The organism is Vibrio sp. T9 (assembly GCF_003123985.1).
In the GTDB taxonomy this organism is placed as follows: domain Bacteria; phylum Pseudomonadota; class Gammaproteobacteria; order Enterobacterales; family Vibrionaceae; genus Vibrio; species Vibrio diabolicus.
Map to the genome: position 1 here is coordinate 323,355 of NZ_NIGY01000001.1, position 21,599 is coordinate 344,953.

Here is a 21,599-nt window from a genome sequence, read left to right on the forward strand (position 1 = left end):
CTACTTTCCTTATGTGTATATTGTATGCAATTTAAATAAACGAGCAAAAATGCTCAGGCATGGCTATCTATGCCATTTTCTAACAACACCGCCTTTACAGCGGCCAAATCAGCCAAAGCGCTGCCAACTGATTTGTATAAAGTAATGACCTCATCGTTTTGACGTCCTGAGATTTGTTGGGCACAAAGCTGCGGTAATTCCCCTTTGATATCGTCTGACGTGAACACGCCCTCTTGAATTGGAATGAGAAGATCGCCCGCTTCGGCTAATACATTAATGCGGCTATCGACATACACCTGCGCTCGTTGCACTGCTTTAGAGTCGCATTCACGCTTGTCCAAGTCATGATTACCGACCAAATCAATATGGGTGCCCGGCTGCACGTCTGCGCCATCAAACAAAGGCTCTGCTGATGCGGTAATACAGCTGATGATGTCAACGTGTTTGATAACGTGGTCCACATTTTCTACAACTGAAACGCGAAACCGACGCTCATCAGGAAGCGACTGATACTCTGAAGATGACACAATGGCATCTACCGTCGCCTCGGCTTTGTCTGAGTTGCGCCCCCAAATGTAAACCTGCTTAAGTGGGCGAACCGCAGCGTATGCCCACGCAAAATAAGGCGCAAGATTGCCCGTTCCGCAGATCAACAGACGATCGGCATCAGGACGCGCTAAATAGTCCGCTGCCAGTGCAGAAGCTGCGGCGGTGCGCCAAAACGTTAAAACTTTACCGTCTACGAGTGCGACCGGCTCACCATCATTTCGTCTGAAAACAAGTAGCTTAGATGCAAGCGTATCTTTGCCTTGCTCAGGGTTATGCGGGAAATACGTAAAGGCTTTCACCGCAATCAACTCCTGGTTCCAAGCTGGAAGTAGCGCAAACGCCTCGTATTCTCCCTCTTCTAAGGGTATGACTCGGCGTTGAGGTATTGTCGCTGGCCGCGAGTACATTTCACGCATCGTTTCAATAAGAGACTTCATTGTTAAACATTGCGCGACTTGCTGTGCTTCGATGACTTTCATCATTTCTCCGAAAACATAAATACAGTTGAGGAAAAGTACGGAACCTCGCTTATGGATGAAAACTCGGCCCCACACACAAATTAACGCCTAGTTAAGCAGCCAGGTATTGAACTCTTCATTTAGTTCATCCGCGTAGTCTGACCACCATTCATCGTTAATCAGGAAGGCGGTTTGGAAGTTTTGAGGTGCGGTAGGAAGGTTCGCTAAAATGTCTGGGTTCACCTCCGCCGAAGACGACTTACGCGTAGGCCCATAGGCAACGTACTTAGCTTGATCAGCTAATGGTTTTGTTCCTGAAGAAAAAGCGATGAAGTCCAATGCAAGCTTTGTGTTCTCACTCCCTTTAGGTATCGCCCATCCATTCATGTAACCCATTTGACGGTCCCATATAATCCGAAATGGTTGACCTTCATCTTTACGGGCATTGTGAATTCGGCCGTTAAACGCCGAGGCGATCACCACTTCTTTGTCAGCAAGCATTTGAGGTGGCTGGGCACCAGTTGTCCACCACAGTACTTCTGATTTGATCGTATCCAACTTAGCAAAAGCACGCTCACGCCCCGCTTCGGTTTCGAGCAGGCTGTAGACCTCTTCTGGCTTTACACCATCAGCCAATAGTGCCCACTCAAGATTGCCCTGAGGTTGTTTTTGCAATGCACGTCGACCTGGAAAAGTTTTTAGGTCAAAAAGATCGGTCAACTTGCTAGGCAAAGCCTTACCTTTAAACGCGTCTTCGTTCACCGCTAATACTGTGGACACAACGATGGTATTGATTGCGCATTCGTGAATCGCACCATCAATGAAATCCTCTTGTGCTGGTGTTCCATCTGCGCCCGGAGGCAAAATACTTGGGCTCACTGGTTCTAATAGCCCTTCTGCACAACCACGAACAATGTCCGGCTTGTCGAGAGAAACCAAATCCCAGCGCACGTTGTTCGCTTCCACCTGCGCTTTAATTTCGGCTAATCCGCCGCTGAAATCCTCGGATACGATCTCTACACCTGTTTTTTTAATGAAAGGCTTGTGATATGCCTCCACTTGGCTCTTGGTGAATGCACCACCCCAAGATACGACCGTCAATTTGTCTTTAGCATAAGCAGAGGTCCCCAACAGCATTCCTGAAATCAACAGCGCCAATGGTGCTTTGGTCATTCGTGACATGTTTTACTCCTTTTGGTTGTTTTTCTGGAGGCATCCGAGTACGGCTGTTGGATACCAGCTTTGTTAAAATTAAGTTAACATTAGCATTTGATATATTTTATACAATATTTAATATTAAATTTTTCAGGCAAATCGTTGTAATGAAAAAGGTGAAAGATCAATCGATGTCGGCTTTCCTTCGATAAGCTCTAAAAGGAGATCTGCCGTAATCGCCGCTTGAGTTAATCCAAGGTGTTGGTGGCCAAATGCCAGTAATACATTTCCATCCCAAATGCTATCAATAACCGGTAACGAGTCGACTGTTGAAGGCCGATTACCCATCCACTTTTCTCCTTGCTTGAGTGGATTTAACTCCGATTCAAACATCTCATCACCTAACTGAAAAAGCATTTCTGAACGTTTCATATTAGGTGGTGATTCTACATCGGCATACTCAACAGTGCCTGCCAAGCGTAGCCCACCTGACATCGGAGTCATGATGAATTTTCTATCGGCAGAGCTAATAGGAAATGGCAGTACATCATGCTTGTCGTCCACCATTAGGTGATAACCTCGCTCGGCTTGAATAGGCACTTTGACTCCGGTTAGCTGCCGTATCAAAGGCTTAGAATGTACACCAGCGGCAACAATGATTCGGTCAAATGAATACGTTTGAGACTCAACCAGCACCTCGCCATTTTTCGCCAACGCAGATACACCTTTTTGTAAAACCTTACCGCCAAGAACTTCAAAAGCTTCACTTAGCTCAACACAGAGCTGATAAGGGTCTAGCGTATGACCTGTATCGGGAAAAAAGACGCCGACACGAACCTTATGGCTGAGATCAGGTATCCGTTCTCGAATCTCCTCTTGTGTCCAAACTTGATGCGTCACACCGTTTTTAGCCAGTGAGTTAAGCGTGCTTTGATAATTCTGAAACAGTTTCTCGTTTTCAAAAGTGAGCAATGAACCATTCATTTTTATTAGATGCGCTTTTCCGATTGAATCAAGCACGCCACGCCAACTTGCCACTGACCGCTCGTTAAGACTCTTAATCGCGTTTTTTGCCCGCTCCGCGGCTGATGGCTTTGTTTGTAATAGAAAACAAATCATCCACCCGATTGTGTTTGGAATATCTTGCCAACGGATCGAAACCGGACTTTTGGGATCTAGCAGCATTTTAGGTAATTGTGGAAGCAGCGCTGGCGTTGCAAGAGGGAAGATTTGCTCAGTCGCGATATGACCTGCATTTCCTTTAGAGCATCCATTCCCCACGCCATTGGGATCAAAAATCGTGACTTGATAACCTTGCTGCTGCAACTTCAATCCAATTGATAAGCCAATAATCCCCGCACCTATCACGGCGATCTTTTCCTTTTTGGTTTCATCCTTGACCAACATAAATATGCTCCGAGTCACACTTGAAAACGTAGATTGTATACAATATATTTTACATTACGTTAACATCACTATTGTTTAATTCAACCATTTTTTCAGCAAGGAGCGAAAAATGAGACAAGGAACTTTTTTCTGTATTGATGCCCACACCTGCGGCAACCCAGTTAGGCTGGTAGCAGGCGGTGTGCCTCCACTCGAAGGCAATACCATGAGCGAAAAGCGCCAATACTTTCTTGAGCATTATGATTGGATTCGTCAGGCACTCATGTTTGAGCCTCGCGGACACTCAATGATGTCGGGGTCAGTTGTCTTGCCTCCTTGCAGCGATAACGCAGACGCTTCAATTCTGTTTATTGAAACCAGTGGCTGCTTACCAATGTGTGGCCACGGCACCATCGGAACCGTCACTACCGCTATCGAGAATCGCCTTATCACTCCCAAAAAAGAAGGTCGTTTGATACTTGATGTCCCAGCAGGACAAATCGAAGTGCACTACCAAACAAAAGGTGACAAGGTCACGTCGGTAAAGATATTTAACGTACCGGCTTACCTTGCCCACCAAGACGTAACCGTGGACATAGAGGGCTTAGGTGAGCTCACTGTCGATGTTGCTTATGGCGGAAACTATTACGTAATCGTCGACCCTCAAGAAAACTACGCCGGACTTGAACACTACTCTCCAGATGAAATTTTGATGCTTTCTCCAAAAGTTCGCGAAGCGGTATCTCGAGCGGTTGAGTGCGTACATCCAGAAGATCCAACAGTATGCGGTGTTTCTCATGTGCTATGGACCGGAGAGCCCACTCAAGAAAACGCCACCGCTCGAAATGCTGTGTTTTACGGCGACAAAGCGTTGGATCGTTCGCCATGTGGTACGGGAACAAGTGCACGTATGGCGCAATGGCATGCAAGAGGCAAACTCAATCAAGGGGAAGACTTTGTTCACGAAAGTATCATCGGCAGCCTATTTCAAGGACGTATAGAAGGCATTACCGAAGTGAATGGCAAAGCCGCTATTTTGCCAAGTATTGAAGGATGGGCACAAGTATACGGTCACAACACGATATGGGTAGACGATGAAGACCCATATGCGTACGGATTTGAAGTAAAGTAATAAGGATAGTAAGGAAGAATGATGAACCCACAAGAACCAACCACTTTTTACGCAGTCAACGCCTTTACTGGTGAGCCTCTACCCACAGAGTTTCCGGTGCATGGGGAGCAAGAAGTTAATCAAGCAGCCTCAGCCGCCCAAAGCGTTGCGCGTGAGTTTCGCCAACTAAGCAATGCAAAGCGAGCGAGCTTACTTTGCTCTATCGCCTCTGAATTGGAAAAGAAGAGTGAAGAAATCGTTGCTCGTGCTCATTTAGAAACTGCCCTTCCCGAAGCACGTTTAAGCGGTGAAATAGGACGTACCGCCAACCAATTACGACTATTTGCCGAGGTTGTGAGCTCGGGTAATCACCATCAAGCAATTTTCGATACGCCAAACCCAGACCGTCAACCACTGCCGAAACCAGATATTCGTCGTCAGCAAATCGCAATTGGCCCTGTCGCCGTGTTTGGTGCGTCTAATTTTCCGCTCGCATTTTCTACTGCAGGTGGTGATACTGCGTCGGCACTGGCAGCTGGCTGTCCTGTGATTGTAAAAGGCCATACCGCCCACCCTGGCACCAGTCAACTTGTTGCTGAGTGTATTGAGGCTGCACTTGAGAAAGAGTGCTTACCGCAAGCCATCTTCACGCTATTGCAAGGCAACAAACGCGCACTTGGCCAAGCACTCGTTACCCATCCAAAAATTAAAGGGGTTGGTTTTACAGGCTCAGTCGGTGGTGGCCGTGCGCTGTTTAACCTAGCTCAGCAAAGACCAGAGCCAATCCCCTTCTATGGCGAACTAGGGGCGATTAACCCAACATTTATTCTCCCTTCAGCCATACGAGCAAACGCATCATTGGCTGAAGAGTTTGTGGCTTCTATGACTTTGGGCTGTGGACAATTTTGTACAAAACCAGGCGTTGTATTTGTCTTGAATAGCCCAGAAACGCAAGCCTTTATCGAAACCGCTCAAGGGTTAATTCGACAACAATCAACGGCCACTTTGCTAACGCAAGGAATCCGAGAAACATATGAATCCGAAGTGGATAAGCGAACTTCCGAAACAGGCATTAACGTCACTCGTTCTGAACAAGCAGAAGCGACCAATGTTTCACCAGCACTGTTCGTGACGGACAGTAAAAACTGGCGTAAAAACCCGCAATGGGAGGAAGAAATATTCGGCCCTCAATCGTTAATCGTAACCTGTGAAGATTTCGAAGACATGTTGAAACTGAGTGATTCGCTGGCAGGTTCCCTCACCGCAACCCTTCACGCCACCGCTGAAGACGAAGAACAAGCGAAGCAACTGCTTCCAAGTTTGGAAGAAATCGCCGGACGCCTTGTATTCAACGGTTGGCCAACTGGCGTCGAGGTTGGTTACGCTATGGTTCATGGTGGACCATATCCTGCTTCAACCAATTCTGCCTCAACATCTGTCGGAGCGGAGGCTATTCATCGTTGGTTGCGTCCCGTAGCTTATCAAGCTTTGCCAGAATCTTTATTGCCGGATTCATTAAAAGCGTCGAACCCACTGGGTATTCAACGCGCCATAGATGGCAGAGTCTCCCAATAAGATCACCAAATGGCTCAAAAAGGCATCAACTGATGCCTTTTATTTCACTCTACTTCTCAAAACCTTCTTTCCTAGTTGGTTTGTGCCAGAAAAACAATAAACTACTAAAGTAAAATGGATTGGATACAATATTAATTTCACGGGAGACTTCAATGTCACAGAAACCTGTTTTTAAAACGCGCACTCAGCTCGTTGAGGAAGCAATTCGAACTCAGATCTTGAAGGGCGAGTTAAAAACTGGTCAACCTTTACGTCAAGATGCGTTAGCAAAAGAGTTTAATGTTAGCCGAATTCCTGTGCGTGAAGCGTTAGTTCAATTGGAAGCACAAGGACTCGTTAGCTTTGAACCTCACAAAGGTGCGACGGTCACCGAGCTATCTCCAGAGAAAATCAATGAGCTATTTGAACTGCGCGCTGTCGTGGAGTGCCACATTTTAGAGCGTGCGATTCAGAACATGACGGACGCTGACCTTGAACGCGCGCGAGAAGTTCGCGAACGTTTCGAGTCTGTAGTGAACAGTGGCGACGAAGTAGAAGAATGGAGCAACTACAACTACGAATTCCATAAAGCCCTATATGCGCCAGCTAACATGCCTGAAACTATGGACGTCATTTACAACCTGAACACAAAGTGTGACCGATACATACGCATGCAGCTATTGTTTACAACAGGCATTAAAAAGGCAGAAGAAGAGCACTTAAGCTTGTTTGAAATGTGCCAGAATCGCGATATAGAAGGCGCCAAGTACCTGCTGAAAAAACACATTCTAGAAGCAGGCACAGCGATTCGAAACCTGCTGCTTGAAAGGCAAAATATCAGCCAGTAAACGGAATAACGAATAAGGTGATATTCAAGGATGAATGTTGGACCAAAGTTTTTACTCGCAGCGCTACGACAAAAGATTAAAGAAGAAGGGCTTTGCTATAATTCCTTGTCAGAGAAAAGTGGCATCCCTTTATCTAGTATTAAACGCCACCTACATAATCCTGCTTTAGGTTTGGATAAAGTACTTGTTTATCTGAACTACCTGAATACCGATCTCATCGAACTCGCAACCTTAGCCAACGAGCTTCAGCACCAAAACGAGCAAATGCTAACAGATGAAGAGAGTGCCCTTTTCGTTGAGCATCCTTATTTACTTGATTTTATTTATATGCTGACTTCTCGTGATATTAAACCGCAAGAGATAGCCCATACTTACGGACTTTCTGATACAAGCTTACGATTCTATTTGCGTATCGCGGAAATTCTAGGATATGTCGAAAACTTCGGAGACGGCTTGTTTTACCGTTCTGGTCGTCGATTTATTATGGAAGAAGGTACCGCATTGGACACCTTATTCAAAGAGCGATTTCAACAAGAGTCGCTTTCTCATAACATCAACCCAGGTGTGTGTGTGGGTCGCATTAGGCTCACCGAAGAGCAAAAAGTGCAAATAGAGGACGAGCTTTGTAATAAATTAGCGAAACTTAACGCAGTTAACACTTCCAACAACGAAGGTGAACTAACAAATATATTAATGCGCTGCACTCCTGGCGCTCAGATATTTTTCGCAGATGACTTGCCGGATATTGATGGAAGCCTGTTAAAGCACGTCGCCCATTTGACTAAAATAAATTAAAACATCAGATTAAAAATTTACCCCAAACCTAGAACGCATCATTTATTCCTACCAAATCTCTAATAAGTAGAGTTTCCCGTCCCGAAACTTACTTTCTATTTAGCAAACAACAATTAGTCGACTAAGAGAACCCTCCATTTCATCTTTGTTTTTTCCTTATTATTACGCTGAAACTACTAAGGAACTTAAGGAATAACTAATGGATTTATAAGAATAAAAGATAAACATTTTTACGTTATTTACCTCACACTCTTTAAATATAAATTTGCAGACGAACGAATTAAATTAATACATTCACTTAGCTAATAAAAACAAAAGCAAAACAGATAATTATAATTCTATTATTTATAAGGACATAGAAAAGTGAAATTTAAGTATTCTTTAGCAACGGCAGTCACTCTCGCATTATTACAAGGTTGTGGCGGTGGCGGCGGTGATGGTTCATCTACTCCGTCAACTAGCAGCGCAACCGGACCAACATGGAAAGCCGGTGATTTTAGCCAACCATCAAGCTCGTTTGTCAACCAATGTGAAACCCCACGAGTGGGTCGAGACCCATATAACAATTATGCCGCCTATCCAGATGAATTAGGTTCTGCTTTACACGAAAAACTCTTTTTAAGAGCTTTTACTAACGAAACTTACCTTTGGTATGACGAAGTTCCTGATAATAATCCAGCAAACTACAAAACCGTGACGGATTACTTCAACACATTGATCACCTCTGCTACTACCACGACTGGTAAACCGAAAGATCGCTTCCACTTTACCGTCCCTTACGAAGATGATATGAAGTCATCGCAATCTGGTTTAGTCGCTGGGTTTGGTTTTAACTGGGCATTCCTACGTGGCGTACAACCTAGAGACGTTCGTATCTCCTATACTGAAGAAGCCTCTCCAGCTGATAGAAGCGGCATTGCTCGTGGTGATAAGCTTCTGAAAATCAATAATATTGATGTGGTTAACACCGGTAGTCAGTCCGACATTGATTTTATTAATAGAACGCTGTTTAACCCTGACATCAATCAAGATTACACCTTCACATTTGAGAGTGTTGACGGCCTAGAGAAAACCGTGACGCTTACCGCCTCTGATGTCATGACTTCTCCAGTTAAAAATGCCAAAGTGATCGCACACAATGGTATGCAGATCGGCTATCTACAATACAACTCATTTGAACCAAGCGCTCAAGCCCCACTTATTGAGGCGTTCAGTACGCTCTCGGCAGAGAATGTTGACGAGATCGTCGTTGATTTACGTTACAACGGCGGTGGCTTAGTACTTCAGTCCTCGCAAGTAGGCTACATGCTAAGCGGTGCTGGTCAGAACCGAGTCTTCAGTGAATTGATTCACAACGACAAAGTGATGCGTACCATTAAAGATGGGGATAACATCTATCGCTTTACGAATCTAGCAATAGACTGGGCAGCACAAAAGTATTCGGACCAAATGCTGCCGACACTGAACAAAAAGCGCGTATATGTGCTGACTTCAGGAGGCACGGCTTCCTCAAGTGAACTGTTGATCAACGCTTTGCGCGGCATTGATGTTGAGGTTATCCAAATAGGCTCAACAACCACAGGTAAACCGTATGGGTTCTCAGCAGAACAAAACTGCGGCACTATGTACTACACTATTCAGTTCAAGTCAGCGAACGAGAAAAAATTTGGCGACTTCTCTGATGGTTTTATTCCTACTCCAAAGAGCCAAATCAATACCGAGCTAGGCTTAAACAATAGAGTGGAAGGTTGCTGGGTCAATGATGACCTAACAAAACCATTAGGCGATCCGTCTGAAGGTATGCTTTCTGCGGCACTAAACTACATGGAAACTGGAACCTGTCCGCCAGTCTCCTCTTCAAGTTTCAACGCCATGCCGCGTAACATTTCATCTCCGGAGTTAAGCGATCTTCGCTCTCCGCTACGAACAGAGGCAATTCATGTTGAGATCAACTAACTTTTTACGAATGCTGATTCGGGTTGCGCTTTTCTTAGGCACTTCGATTTCTTTGATAGGATGCCAAGCTATGTCACAAGAACCCGTTGAAGCATTGAGTAAAAAGAACTCTCCGGAAACAGTCATAGAGATTCAAAACGCGATCGCAGAAATCCAAGGGACACCAGCACCTAGAATCGCGAATAACGTATTTGAATCCTCACCGCATTTGTTGATTGAAAAAGGACGAGTAAAAGGCAACAACAATCAACTGTTGGATGGCAGCTATACGGATCTTCCAGACCAATATACGTTGCAGATAAGAGGTGAAAACTGTGGCTTGTACTACGCCAAAACAGATACCTTTGTCACTCTCAGTTCACTAGATTGTGAGCCCATCATTAAGTTTTAGATCTCCCAAAATAGAAGCCCGCTGATATCAGCGGGCTTTCTACTTTATTGCTCAGTGTGAAACGGTCAATGTTACTTTAATTCAATCCATGCTTTACGCTGTTGCTTATCCATGTATGACCAAGCTACAAAGCGGCTCACTTTCTGTCCTTGACTCATTTCAACCACACGAATGGCTTTCACACCCAATTTTTCAAGCTGCTTGCGCATCGGGCGAACGTTGTCTTTTTTGGATATAAGTGTCGTAAACCACAAGACCTGCGCAGCAAAAGCTTGGCTTTCATTCGCCATTTTTCGGATAAACGCCGCTTCTCCGCCTTCACACCACAATTCAGCGTTTTGACCGCCAAAATTCAACGCAGGTTTACTTGTCTTTACTTGTGCGGTTTGAGGTTTTAGCCCCTTCTTACGCTGGTTTGCTTTTAGATTATCGATTTTACGCTGGCTGCCCATAGCGGCATCTTCCGCCGAACGATGGAATGGCGGATTACATGTCGTCACATCATAACGATCATTCGGTTGAATGATACCTCGATAAATATTGGCATCATTGTGTTGCTGTATTAGTGCAATTTTTCCCGTCAAAACACGATTGTGCTCTACGATCGTTTGAGCCGATTGGATGGATTTTGGATCGACATCGCTGCCCGTATAGTGCCAACCGTATTTTGTTACACCAACAATCGGATAAATACAGTTTGCTCCCACGCCAATGTCCAACGCTTTCACTTTTTGGTGCGCGTACTGACCTTTTGCTTCACCATCAAGTAGTTCTGCCACTCGGTGAATGTAATCAGCGCGGCCCGGAATCGGTGGGCAAAGGTAGGTGTCGGGAATGTCCCAGAACTCGATACCATAATACGCAGCAAGCAATGCTTTATTGAGCATTTTAACAGCGTTAGGATCAGAGAAGTTTATGGAGTCTTCCCCTTTCGGATTTTTGATAACGAATGGCTTTAACTGTGGTTCACTTTCCACGAGTTTTTTAAAATCGTAACGACCTCGATGAACATTACGCTCATGCAAACCATTCTTCGCTATTTTTATGAACTCGACTTCGCTCTTTCCTGCAGGCTGCGGAGATTTGCGCGCAACTTTGTCTTTAACACGCTTCGGCTTGGCTTTATTCGCGTCTTTATTCTGAGCCGCCTTTGAAGTCTTTGGCTTTGCTTGCTTCGCATTGTGATTATTGTTCTTCATTCAAATTCGCTTTTAAATCGAGGTAAATCATAAACAAACGAGCATCAAATTCGAGTTGGTGATACTCAGGCTCCATATAGCAACATAGCTGATAGAACGCCTTGTCGTGGTTTTTCTCACGAGTATGCGCCAACTCATGTACCACCAGCATTCTTAATAGTGGCTCGGGCGCATCCTTAAATACATTGGCAATGCGAATCTCGTTTTTCGACTTCAGCTTACCGCCATGGTTTCTACTGATTACACTGTGCAAACCAAGCGCGTTGTTTACCGCGTTAATTTTCTTATCGTAGACAACTTTACTGATTGGCGCGGCTTTCTTCATGTAGCGGTTTTTGATTGCCATGGCGTACTCATAGAGCGCCCTTTCGCTTTTGATTTGGTGCCTATCGGGATAACGCTTTTCGAACCAAGGAACAAACTTGCCACTCGCTATCAATGAGCTCACCTGCTCTACGATGTTTTGTGGGTAGCCTTGAATGTATCGAAGTGACGGATGCATAGAATTAACGTCTGTTATGACAAAATAAAGGCGCTCAATATACCTGAGATAAAGGACAGTTTCACCTTAGCTTTCGCCTTTCATTTATGGTGAAAGGCCGTTAAACTTCGCCTCCCAATGATAATGGAGAGAAACTCAATGAAACGTGTCGTCCTTTACGTCAAAGACAAATGCCCTCACTGCAAAGATGCTCAACGTTATCTGGATTCGAAAAATATTAACTATCGTTTGTGCAATGCTAAGATGCAACGCGGTCGCAAAGAACTTGATGCGCTTGGTGCTCGTTCAGTGCCAGTTTTAAAAATTGGTGATCGGGTAATGATTGGCTGGAACCCAAAGAACTTCGAGAAGATGTACAAAGGCGACTAGTGCTCGAACAATGAATCTGCGCTGCGTTTAAACGTAGCGCTTGATAAAGTCGATAAACGTTCGATCTGCTATTGATAAATACCCCTGCTTGCGCCAAGCAAGTGCCAGATCTAGCGTAACGGGTGGTTCAAACGGTAGGCCAACAACGCCCGACTCATGTTGAGTCACCAATTCCAGTAACGCGGTAATCGCAAACTCTTGTTTCACAATACTCAAAATCAAAGGCAGTAAGTTGGTCTCGAATGATGACTTCATGGTAAACCCATGCTCCTCACTCACCTGATCCAAAAATTCACGGTGAAAATAGCCATGCTGAAACATAACCAAATCGTGTTCAAAGAACTCATCAAAAGTAAGAGCGTGTCGCTGGGCTAACTCATGCTCAGGTGAAACAACGGCGACCATTTGGCTAGTAAACAAATGGTCAGTTTCTAGGTCATCAGGCACGTTATCACAACTGATCACACCGATATCGAGTTGACCATTGAGCAGCATACGACGAATCGATTGAGTCCCAGCTTCGACCAAGGTCAATTTTAACTCCGGGAACTGGCTTTTAAACGCCATAACAATTCGTGGAAAGAAATAACTACCCATCATTGATGGCGTCCCTAGTCGTACTTCGCCTTTCGCTAAACCTTTCAACTCATCAATCGCGAGCTGCGCGTCGTGCAACTGTTGAATCACCCGCTTAGCATGTACAAGTAGCGTTTCACCCTCTTTCGTTAAGCTGATTTTTTTATCATCACGGCGAAATAGGGTAACGCCCAAAGACTGCTCAAACTTTTTGATAGAAATGCTTAATGCGGGCTGGGCAATATGCAGGGCTTTCGCCGCATGGGTAATGTTTCCATGTTCAGCGACCGCCAGAAAATGTTTAAGTTGTTTCGATTCCATTAGATCAAAAATATATGGTGTCCATATTTTTAATATATTTTTTTAATTTACAACGAACTGATAGATTGATCACAGTCTCTCCATTTGCTCACATTAGGCAGGATTCATGGTCAGTTTTGGCACACCGGAATACAAACGCATTACGCTCTCGCTTGCGCTTGGTTCCTTCTTGGTTTTTTCAAATTTATACCTACTACAGCCAATGCTGCCCACTTTTGCTCAAATTTTCACGATCTCAGAAACGCAAGTGAACTGGTTATTTGCGGCCTCAACACTCGCTCTCTCTTTTAGCCTCGTTCCAATGGCTGTGTTGTCAGAATCAGTGGGAAGAAAGCCAGTCATGATGGTTGGTCTGTTTTCGATTCCTACCCTTTCCGCTTTGATGCTGTTTGGTGACTCATTTCTGTTTTTGGTGGTATGTCGAGCACTGATCGGTGTCGCGCTCGCAGCTTTTGCTGCGGTCGCCGTGGCTTACATGGCAGAAGAGCTCGACAAGCACGCTTTCTCGATGGCAATTGGAACGTACATTGCGGCTAACTCATTAGGCGGTATTGCAGGGCGTATTAGCGGCGGCTTATTGGCGGACAATTTCAGTGTTGATGTCGCCATTGAAGTTATGATGGTGTTCACTCTTCTTGGTGTCATTGGTGTTCACTATTTATTGCCAACACAGCGCAACTTCACCCCGTCATCAAGCAGTTTGCGCCATCAAAATCGTGCGCTTATTGGTCATTTTAAAAACCAACGCGTGTGGTTCGCGATGCTGATAGGAGGACTCAACTTTGCTTTGTTCGTCAACCTTTATTCCGTAATGGGTTTCCGTCTGGTGAGTGAACCTCACAATGTACCCGTCGGGTTGGCCTCACTGATCTTTATTTGTTACTTGGGAGGGACTTTCTCCTCTCGTTGTGCAGGCCACTGGAGTAAACGTTATTCCTCAATCCTCGGTATGTTCTTAGGCGCGATAGTGAGCATGACGGGAATGTGGATTGCTGCGGTTGAAAGCCTGACTGCAATGCTAGTTGGGTTGTTGCTGATAAGTTTTGGTGCCTTCTTTACTCATACCCTCGCCTACGGTTGGGTCGGTCAGAATGCCACTCGCGCCAAAGCCACCGCGACAGCGCTCTACTTAGTACACTACTACGTAGGCGGTAGTTTGGGAGGATTCTTACTTCTTTATTGTTGGCAACATGGTGGTTGGTCGAGTGTTCTTCTGGGGGGAAGCGCAGTCTACCTAGCGATGTTTGCTGCGATTGCGTATTTGAAACACATCGCCGAAAGAAAGCACACTGACCAAACACCTGACACTGCGAGTTTAAAGAGTAGCTAAGGTACGCTCATTTACGTAATACCTCTCTGGTTACTTGGATAACCAACTCTGCTATGCTTGCGCTACTTTAATAAAACCAGAAAGTCGTATGTCAACGCGTTCAACACAAAACACAGATATCGAAGCGATCACTCAACAGGTCGATCAATGGCTCAACGATGTGGTAATCGGACTCAACCTATGTCCGTTTGCTGCCAAACCGCAACGTAATAAACAAATCAAAATCTTTGTTAGTGAAGCGACTCAAGAAGAAGCGCTTCTTGAAGATATTTTATTGCAGCTGATTGAGCTGAGTAACACAGAGCCCGAACAACTTGAGACCACGTTGGTTGTGGTTCCCAACATGCTACAAGATTTCTGGGACTACAACTTTTGCATAGATTGGGTTGAAGGATTAATTAAGCAGCAAAACTGGGAAGGTATTTTCCAAGTAGCGACTTTCCATCCTGATTACTGTTTTGGCGGCGCAAGGCCTGAAGACGACGAAAACCTGACCAATCGTTCTCCTTACCCGATCTTCCATTTGATTCGCGAAGAGAGTATGGAAAAGGTACTAAAACACTATCCTGATCCTGAATCCATTCCCGATACGAACATCGCTCGTGTTTCCGCCCTTTCAGAGGAAGAACGTAAAAAGCTGTTTCCTTACCTATTTCGTTAAGCTCCACCATTACCCAAAGGCAGATTTATCACCAGTTGGATTCAATGCCCTTGGGGTTCAAAGTGCGGTTTGGTATCATTGCCGCTTCAATCGATTCAATGGAAATTAGAATGCAACTGTCAAAGCTAACCCAAGAGATTTTTGATCACTTATACCGTGATATCACCGAGTTCCGTAGTACGTTCGACTTACCAGTCGCAGACGCTGCAAGCCTTGATGCACAAGCAGATACACTACACACCTCTTTGGCGATCGAAGAGCTAACAGAGCTAGCAGAAGCAGATTGTAAAACTGAGCAAGCAGATGCCATCGTAGACAGCGTGTATGTATTAATGGGCCGTCTCGTTCATCTTGGCCACAGCAAAGTAGAAGACAACCTAGCGATCAGCTACTTAATTGATCTTCTATTAAACGTTGCAGTAAACCGTGGTATCGAATTTATTCCTTGCTGGGATGAAGTACACTCAAGCAACATGAGCAAAGTATGCCGTAACGAGCAAGAGTACTCAGAAACAGAAGCATTCTACGCGGAACAAGGCATCAAGTTGATGGCGGTGCAGAAAGGTGAATACATTATCGCGAAATGCGCCGAAGATTTCGTATCGGAAGGTAAAACCATTCGTAAAGGCAAAGTACTCAAATCAGTTTACTACCGCCCAGCAGATCTAAAACCGCTGACTCAGTAAACGTTGAGTTTGGCTATCTCGATTAAAAAACGACCTCAAGTAGGTCGTTTTTTATTGTCCCTAAATACTAATCAAAGATTAAATAAGGTTGCTCATCTACGATGACCTTTTTGACTTGAGTATTGAACACTTCCCCGAGTGCTTTTTCCGTTAGCACAGTATCGGCATTTCCTGATGAGTGCAGCACACCGTTGTTAAGCAGCAATACTTTATCTGCGTGCTTTAATGTGCGATTGAGATCGTGATTAGCAACCAATACTCCAATTCCCTGCGCCGCCATAGCGTTAATCAATTGATAGAGCAGCCCCTCTTGCGCAATATCTAATGGTGCTGCTGGCTCATCCAAAATTAAAAACTGCGAAAAAGGATTAATGGTACGCCACACCTGCAAACATACGCCTGCTAATCGGACACGTTGCCACTCACCACCGGATAATGTTTGAATACTGCGATGAAGCTTATCTTGAAGTTGTACCAGCTCCACCACCATATTGACGGCATCACGCACTTTGATATCCGCAATCTCAGCACCACTTGGCAGAGATAAAGCGAGATACTGAAAAACATCGACATTAAACGCTGGGCGTGATTGCTGACACAAATAACCTCGAACATGAGCTTGCTCTGACAACGGTAAAGTAAGCAAGTTTTTGTCGCCAACGTACACTTCACCACTCATACCCTCTCGGTAGCTTAACGTACCAGAAATCGCAGCCAATAAAGTACTCTTACCTGAACCATTAGGCCCAACGACATGTACGATTTCGCCTGCTTTGCATTCAAAAGAAAGAGGCAATAATCGACTACCAACCGACATATGTTTAACGTGCATCATGACTCTTCACCAGCATCCAGATGAAAATAGGTGCGCCAATCGATGTTGTCATGACACCTAAAGGTAGCTCTGCGGCGTCCAATAACAGCCTTGCGCCGATATCCGCAAATACAAGTAACGCAGCGCCAGATATTGCAGAAAGTGGCAATAAATAACGGTTTTCTGTACCAAAAGCCAAACGCAACAAGTGCGGGACCACCAAACCAACAAAACTGATGATGCCACCCAAAGCGACTGAACTACCCACCAAAACAGAAATGGCGAGGATCAGCTTCCAACGCATTTGATGTACATCGACTCCCAATTGGGTCGCATGAATCTCACCAAGCATCAATTTATCAAGCGACTTGCCTTTACAACATAACCAGATAAGCACTGGTAACATCACCAAGGTAACGGTATGTTGATACCAACTTGCGCCACCAATGCTGCCCATTAACCAATACATCAGTTGGCGTAGGCTAAGATCATCACTGAAGTAAAATGCCCACGTCACAATCGCGCTCGATAAAATACCCAATGCGACACCAACCAAAAGCAATCGAGCCGTCGTCAGATGCATTGCCCTTGCTATCGCCACCAAAACAAACGTGAATACCATCGAGCCTGCAATCGCTGCCAACATAAAAACAATCGGGGTGGGAAGAACAGGTGACGCGAACATGATTAAGACCATTGCTAAGCTTGCACCACCAGATATACCAAGCACGCCGGGTTCAGCCAAAACGTTCCCAAGCAACACTTGTAACGTCGCGCCAGATACCGCTAACGCAGCACCAATAATTGCCGCAGACACCAACCTCGGTAAACGCAAGTCCACCAGTAGCTTATGTTCAAATGCAGATAAAGATTGAAAAGGAGAAAGGAAAATTTCTCCGACCATCAAGTGGATGGCAGAGAGTACAGCGAGCACGATCGACATAACCATCAGGTTACGTTGCCAGCGTCGTTCCTTGTTCAGGATAAGTTGTTGAAAATCCATAGCGGCCGATAAAAACAAACGAGGCTTAACCTTACAGTTAAGCCTCGGTAAATTGCAATTAACTTCTCAAAGCAATGTTGGATTAATCGTAAACCAACTCGCCCTCTTCAAAACGGGTTTTCACTTCACAAACCATCAGAGCTGCACGTTGACCTATTGCGACATGGCGGTTCGGGAAGACAATCGCTTCGTTTTCGTTCTTCGCCATTAATGGTTTGTCGCCATCATGACCAAACACTTCGCCGTGAACAAATGAAGTGAAGTTTTCAACATTGTCGTCGAACATAAAGTCAAAGTCTTCGTTCAGGCGAACGATTGTGCGACTTACGCGATATTTAATGCATGGTTTTGGTAGGTGTTCTGGCTTCGTTTCCGCAATCAAATTACGTAAAGACAAATCAAACGCAGTCAATTTATCGAGGTCATTTTCACCAATACGAGCCACACGACCAAGCTCCATTGTGAGAGCTTGCGCACCAAAGTTCTCGGCACTGTACCAGCTAAACGTACTCGATGGTGAGTTTGATAAGAGCACAGCTTCAATGTGTGCACTGTCCAAGAAATCGATTAATGCCTTGCTTCGCACAGGATGACGAGTCTTAGGACTTACTGCAAACGTATAGTGCTTCGAACCTCTAATCGCGCAGTGTAAATCAAGATGCCAGCGTGTTGTCGGGTCGGTATCCTGATAGAAATCGCGAACGAGCAACTTTAGTGTATCAGCGATGACAAGCTCTTTTGTCTGCTTGTGTTCTTTTTCGTCAAAAAGACGGTTGAGGTTTTCTTCAAGGAATCGCGTGTGCGCCAGAGTGGATTCTGGATGAGCGATAATGAATAGACAACGGGTATCGACCGTCTGGAACCCAGATTCTATGTCTTGAATAATGGAATCCACCAGCTCCATCGGTGCGGTTTCATCTCCGTGAACCCCACAAGAGATGATGATGTTCTTCGTATCCTGAGTATAATTCGCAGGGATTACTTCTAATACACCACGCTGATAGAGTTTAAGTTTTACACCGTTAGAAAGCACCTGCTCCGCTGGTGCAACATCGATATGAACATCTAACGTGTCAGTTAAAAACGATTGGCGAAAGAGAGACTTCGTCATGCGTTACTCCTTAATAGCACGGCGGGTATGTTAATAAATTGTACAAAGGATTTTTGTTGCTGCGATCTCACTTATGAGTAGAAATCACTATTTCCCTCGAAAATCCGATACCTTTTCGCGCCAGGCACTCAAATCAAGCATTGAGGCGTTTAATTTTTAAACAATTACAAAGTGTTAGGGCTGTGAACTTTACCACAGCCCTGATTAAGATCATTATGATTTGATCAAATTTTTGTAGCTATAAAGCAGATTATGCATCAACAATGCGAAAAACTTAGCCGCGCTGTGCGAGCAAACGCTCAAACTCATCGACTTTTTCACGCACTAGCTCAACGCTCTGCTGCCAAAACGTTGGTTGAGTTAAATCCATCGATAGATGCTTTTCGACAACATCTTCCGCCATCATGCAGCCGGTGTCGCGCAGCAAATTGATGTAATCGGTGTAAAACGCTCCGCCTTTGGTTTCTCGCTGTGCATAAATACCCTTGCTGAATAAGAAACCAAATAGGTATGGGTAGTTATAAAAGCTCACACTATCGATAGAAAAATGTAACTTGCTTGCCCAGAAGTACGGATCCGGCTCGCTCATTACGTCGCCATACCATTCTTTCCAAGTTTCAGACATCAACTCACAGAATTCATCTGCGGTTAACTCTCCATCCTGGCGGCGTTCATAGAACGATTTTTCAAACTCGTAGCGAACCGGAATGTTGATCATTAAAGCTAGCGCAGATGACAACTCTTCCCACAACATCTCTAGCTTTTCATCAACGCTCTCCGCTTTCGAAATCAAATGATCACGAACGATGTTTTCTGCAAAGATAGAGGCGGTTTCTGCTAACGTCATTGGGTAGTAAGTTTGGCAAAGTGGCAAATCACGAATAACCCAGTTATGGAACGCATGGCCAAGTTCATGTGCCAGAGTCATAAGGTCTGAGCGACTGCCACTCCAAGTCATAAACACAAGTGGTGTTCGCGTTGCTGGCAGTTTGGTGCAGTACGCACCAAGGCGCTTGCTGGCATTTGGCGCGGCATCAATCCATCCGTTTTGTACCATCAAACGGACAAACTCCGACATCTCAGGGTTTACTGTTTCAAATGCTTCACAAATAACATCAATCGCTTCATCAAAGTCGTAGACCTTCGCTTCACCGCTCAAAGCAGGCATAGCCGCCAGATGATTCCAAGGTTTCATCTCATCCAGACCATGTACTTTCGCCATCAATAAACCCGCTTTCTGACCAATAGCTCGACTGTCTTTGGCTACTGTCATCATCGCATTTAAAGTTTCAGCTTGGATTCGGCTACCATGCAAACTCGGCTCTAGGAAGTGAACTTCACGCTTCGTAGAACGCTTTTTGTTTTCAGTTAAGCGCCATCCTGCTAACGCATTCAAAATCGCAGCGAATGATTCTTGGTGCGTTTGCATTGCATCTTGTACGCCTCGCCACGCGGCTTCTTGACGCTCGAATTCAGAACCATAAAGAATGCTTGCCGCTTGAGAAAACCCAAGCTCTTCACTATTACCATCTGTGTACTCAAGCTTCACTTTCAATGAGCCAGTCAGGTTATCGTATAGGTTACCCCAAGCCGATTTGCCATCCACACTCATCGCAGCCAGTAACTGTTCTTCTGCGTTGCTAAGACGAGTATCCGCCAACTTTCTAGAATTCAAGATAGAAAAAGCTTGCCCACTGATATCAGGATTCTCATGGTCTAACACGCGCAAGATAAACTCTTCGTCGGCATGAGTTAATGTCAAATCAAAGGGACTGAACGCTTGGGAAAGCTCCGAAAAGATGCGGGTCATTTTACCAAGTAACGATTTCGCTTCGGCGTTTGTTGCATCAACAGAAGCATAACAACTCGCAAAATTTGCAACTGTACCCGCTAAACGACTCGCGGCTTCATTGGTCAAAATCGCATTTTGCATGATCTCTACGTTGCAACAATCTGCTGATTGTTTATTCAAAAGATCAATACATTGTTCCACAAGAGCAATATCGTCTTGAATTCGTGGGTCAGAAAGGTCGTTATAAACGATGGACAAATCCCAACTCGGCGTTGTCATTTCTATATTTCCTTTTTATGTAACTGAGTCAATTTTCGCTTCCTGCACCTAGCAGATGGGCTTCCACTGACATCTTCCGTGACTATGCCCACAAGCAGTATCGCTTTGGGCATTTTAATTTTTATAAATTAACGAGTTAAAAGAGGTACGCCAATCGAACGCACCGAGGCGTAAATTTGCTCATCGATGGTCATTGTTATATGCGTGACAGAAGCGTTTCCTATCGACAACGTCGAATACCACTTGGGGTTACGCCAATCTAACTCCAATACATGAGCAAGAATCATACGAATGACGCCACCATGCGTGACGATAAGTAGATTGTCATTGATATCGTTGATGATTTGAGACCAAACGCGACATATGCGCTCAGAAAATGTGCTTAAGCTCTCAGCATTCGGCAACGTGTGTTGTGCTGGCGATTGCCAAAAAGCATCTAGCTTTTTCCACTGTTCAGTAAGCATATCAAAAGGCACACCATCAAAATCACCAAACGCCATTTCTTGTAAAGATTCATCCGTCATTACTGGTAATAATTGCTGTTCAGCAATGATGTTTGCCAGTTCTTGACAACGTGAAAGCGGAGAACAAATCACTCCACCCACACCTCGTCCACTCTCAACCCAAGCCCGAGCAATGCTTTCTTGGTCAGCAGGCGTAACTTTCACATCCGTTTGGCCATGGAGTCCTGGTGGAGCATCTACTTTTCCATGACGCACAAGATAGATATTGAGTGTTTTCATTTCTTCCATC

The 21,599-nt window shown here is 44.9% G+C and carries 21 protein-coding genes; 10 read left to right on the forward strand and 11 right to left on the reverse strand.

The genetic code is table 11. The annotated features are described in order from the left end of the window. Positions 1-53: 53 nt before the first annotated feature. The 3 genes from CBX98_RS01440 to CBX98_RS01450 all read right to left on the reverse strand — a co-directional run bounded on the left by CBX98_RS01440 (position 54) and on the right by CBX98_RS01450 (position 3,569). Positions 54-1,028 (reverse strand): ornithine cyclodeaminase family protein, encoded by a 975-nt coding sequence (locus tag CBX98_RS01440; protein ID WP_109168423.1) that lies wholly within the window; start codon positions 1,026-1,028, stop codon positions 54-56. 87 nt (positions 1,029-1,115) lie between these two features. Further along, positions 1,116-2,189: an ABC transporter substrate-binding protein gene (locus CBX98_RS01445; RefSeq protein WP_109168424.1), complete on the reverse strand. Its 1,074-nt coding sequence runs from the start codon at positions 2,187-2,189 to the stop codon at positions 1,116-1,118. Positions 2,190-2,312: 123 nt separating this feature from the next. Continuing rightward, positions 2,313-3,569 (reverse strand): FAD-dependent oxidoreductase, encoded by a 1,257-nt coding sequence (locus CBX98_RS01450; RefSeq protein ID WP_109168425.1) that lies wholly within the window; start codon positions 3,567-3,569, stop codon positions 2,313-2,315. 109 nt (positions 3,570-3,678) lie between these two features. Between CBX98_RS01450 and CBX98_RS01455 the strand changes: the two genes are divergently transcribed. The 6 genes from CBX98_RS01455 (at position 3,679) to CBX98_RS01480 (ending at position 10,203) form a co-directional block, all read left to right on the forward strand. Continuing rightward, entirely contained in the window at positions 3,679-4,680 is a 1,002-nt protein-coding gene (locus CBX98_RS01455; RefSeq protein ID WP_005389764.1) for a 4-hydroxyproline epimerase, read from the forward strand. Between the two features lie 21 nt (positions 4,681-4,701). Next, positions 4,702-6,234, forward strand: coding sequence for an aldehyde dehydrogenase (NADP(+)) (locus tag CBX98_RS01460; RefSeq protein ID WP_109168426.1), 1,533 nt, complete (start codon positions 4,702-4,704; stop codon positions 6,232-6,234). 152 nt (positions 6,235-6,386) lie between these two features. Further along, positions 6,387-7,061, forward strand: coding sequence for a GntR family transcriptional regulator (locus tag CBX98_RS01465; protein WP_005377862.1), 675 nt, complete (start codon positions 6,387-6,389; stop codon positions 7,059-7,061). A gap of 30 nt (positions 7,062-7,091) precedes the next feature. Continuing rightward, on the forward strand, positions 7,092-7,856 hold the full coding sequence (locus CBX98_RS01470; RefSeq protein WP_109168427.1) for a transcriptional regulator: 765 nt from the start codon (positions 7,092-7,094) through the stop codon (positions 7,854-7,856). 363 nt (positions 7,857-8,219) lie between these two features. Further along, entirely contained in the window at positions 8,220-9,812 is a 1,593-nt protein-coding gene (locus CBX98_RS01475) for a S41 family peptidase (RefSeq protein ID WP_109168428.1), read from the forward strand. 70 nt (positions 9,813-9,882) lie between these two features. Continuing rightward, positions 9,883-10,203 (forward strand): hypothetical protein, encoded by a 321-nt coding sequence (locus tag CBX98_RS01480; protein ID WP_109168429.1) that lies wholly within the window; start codon positions 9,883-9,885, stop codon positions 10,201-10,203. Positions 10,204-10,274: 71 nt separating this feature from the next. Here the strand turns inward: CBX98_RS01480 and rlmF are convergent, their stop codons facing one another. Then, on the reverse strand, positions 10,275-11,402 hold the full coding sequence (gene rlmF / locus CBX98_RS01485) for a 23S rRNA (adenine(1618)-N(6))-methyltransferase RlmF (protein ID WP_109168430.1): 1,128 nt from the start codon (positions 11,400-11,402) through the stop codon (positions 10,275-10,277). Then, entirely contained in the window at positions 11,389-11,904 is a 516-nt protein-coding gene (locus tag CBX98_RS01490) for a M48 family metallopeptidase (RefSeq protein ID WP_109168431.1), read from the reverse strand. The genes rlmF and CBX98_RS01490 overlap by 14 nt, the downstream gene beginning before the upstream one ends. 138 nt (positions 11,905-12,042) lie before the next feature. On the opposite strand from CBX98_RS01490, the gene CBX98_RS01495 reads away from it, so the two are divergent. Further along, positions 12,043-12,273, forward strand: a complete 231-nt coding sequence (locus tag CBX98_RS01495) for a glutaredoxin family protein (protein ID WP_005377871.1) — start codon at positions 12,043-12,045, stop codon at positions 12,271-12,273. 27 nt (positions 12,274-12,300) lie between these two features. On the opposite strand, the gene CBX98_RS01500 is transcribed toward CBX98_RS01495, so the two are convergent. After that, a complete protein-coding gene (locus CBX98_RS01500; RefSeq protein WP_109168432.1) occupies positions 12,301-13,170 on the reverse strand; it encodes a LysR family transcriptional regulator in 870 nt (289 codons plus the stop codon). Between the two features lie 106 nt (positions 13,171-13,276). On the opposite strand from CBX98_RS01500, the gene CBX98_RS01505 reads away from it, so the two are divergent. The 3 genes from CBX98_RS01505 to CBX98_RS01515 all read left to right on the forward strand — a co-directional run bounded on the left by CBX98_RS01505 (position 13,277) and on the right by CBX98_RS01515 (position 15,847). After that, complete coding sequence (locus CBX98_RS01505) at positions 13,277-14,500, forward strand: MFS transporter (protein ID WP_109168433.1); 1,224 nt, start codon at positions 13,277-13,279, stop codon at positions 14,498-14,500. 88 nt (positions 14,501-14,588) lie between these two features. Continuing rightward, entirely contained in the window at positions 14,589-15,161 is a 573-nt protein-coding gene (locus CBX98_RS01510) for a DUF1415 domain-containing protein (protein WP_053807305.1), read from the forward strand. 110 nt (positions 15,162-15,271) lie between these two features. Beyond that, entirely contained in the window at positions 15,272-15,847 is a 576-nt protein-coding gene (locus tag CBX98_RS01515; RefSeq protein ID WP_005397767.1) for a nucleoside triphosphate pyrophosphohydrolase family protein, read from the forward strand. A gap of 67 nt (positions 15,848-15,914) precedes the next feature. On the opposite strand, the gene btuD is transcribed toward CBX98_RS01515, so the two are convergent. From btuD to cobC, 5 genes are all read right to left on the reverse strand, one after another. Further along, positions 15,915-16,682: a vitamin B12 ABC transporter ATP-binding protein BtuD gene (gene btuD, locus CBX98_RS01520; RefSeq protein WP_109168434.1), complete on the reverse strand. Its 768-nt coding sequence runs from the start codon at positions 16,680-16,682 to the stop codon at positions 15,915-15,917. After that, a complete protein-coding gene (gene btuC / locus CBX98_RS01525) occupies positions 16,669-17,664 on the reverse strand; it encodes a vitamin B12 ABC transporter permease BtuC (protein WP_031780659.1) in 996 nt (331 codons plus the stop codon). Before btuC ends, btuD begins: the two co-directional genes overlap by 14 nt. Positions 17,665-17,746: 82 nt before the next feature. Next, positions 17,747-18,775: a succinylglutamate desuccinylase gene (locus CBX98_RS01530; RefSeq protein ID WP_005377878.1), complete on the reverse strand. Its 1,029-nt coding sequence runs from the start codon at positions 18,773-18,775 to the stop codon at positions 17,747-17,749. A 274-nt stretch (positions 18,776-19,049) separates the two neighbouring features. After that, the gene (locus CBX98_RS01535) at positions 19,050-20,846 is read right to left on the reverse strand and encodes a M3 family oligoendopeptidase (RefSeq protein WP_109168435.1); all 1,797 of its coding nucleotides are present in this window, start codon (positions 20,844-20,846) and stop codon (positions 19,050-19,052) included. Positions 20,847-20,974: 128 nt separating this feature from the next. Further along, positions 20,975-21,589, reverse strand: coding sequence for an alpha-ribazole phosphatase family protein (gene cobC / locus CBX98_RS01540; protein WP_109168638.1), 615 nt, complete (start codon positions 21,587-21,589; stop codon positions 20,975-20,977). Between the last annotated feature and the right edge of the window lie 10 nt (positions 21,590-21,599).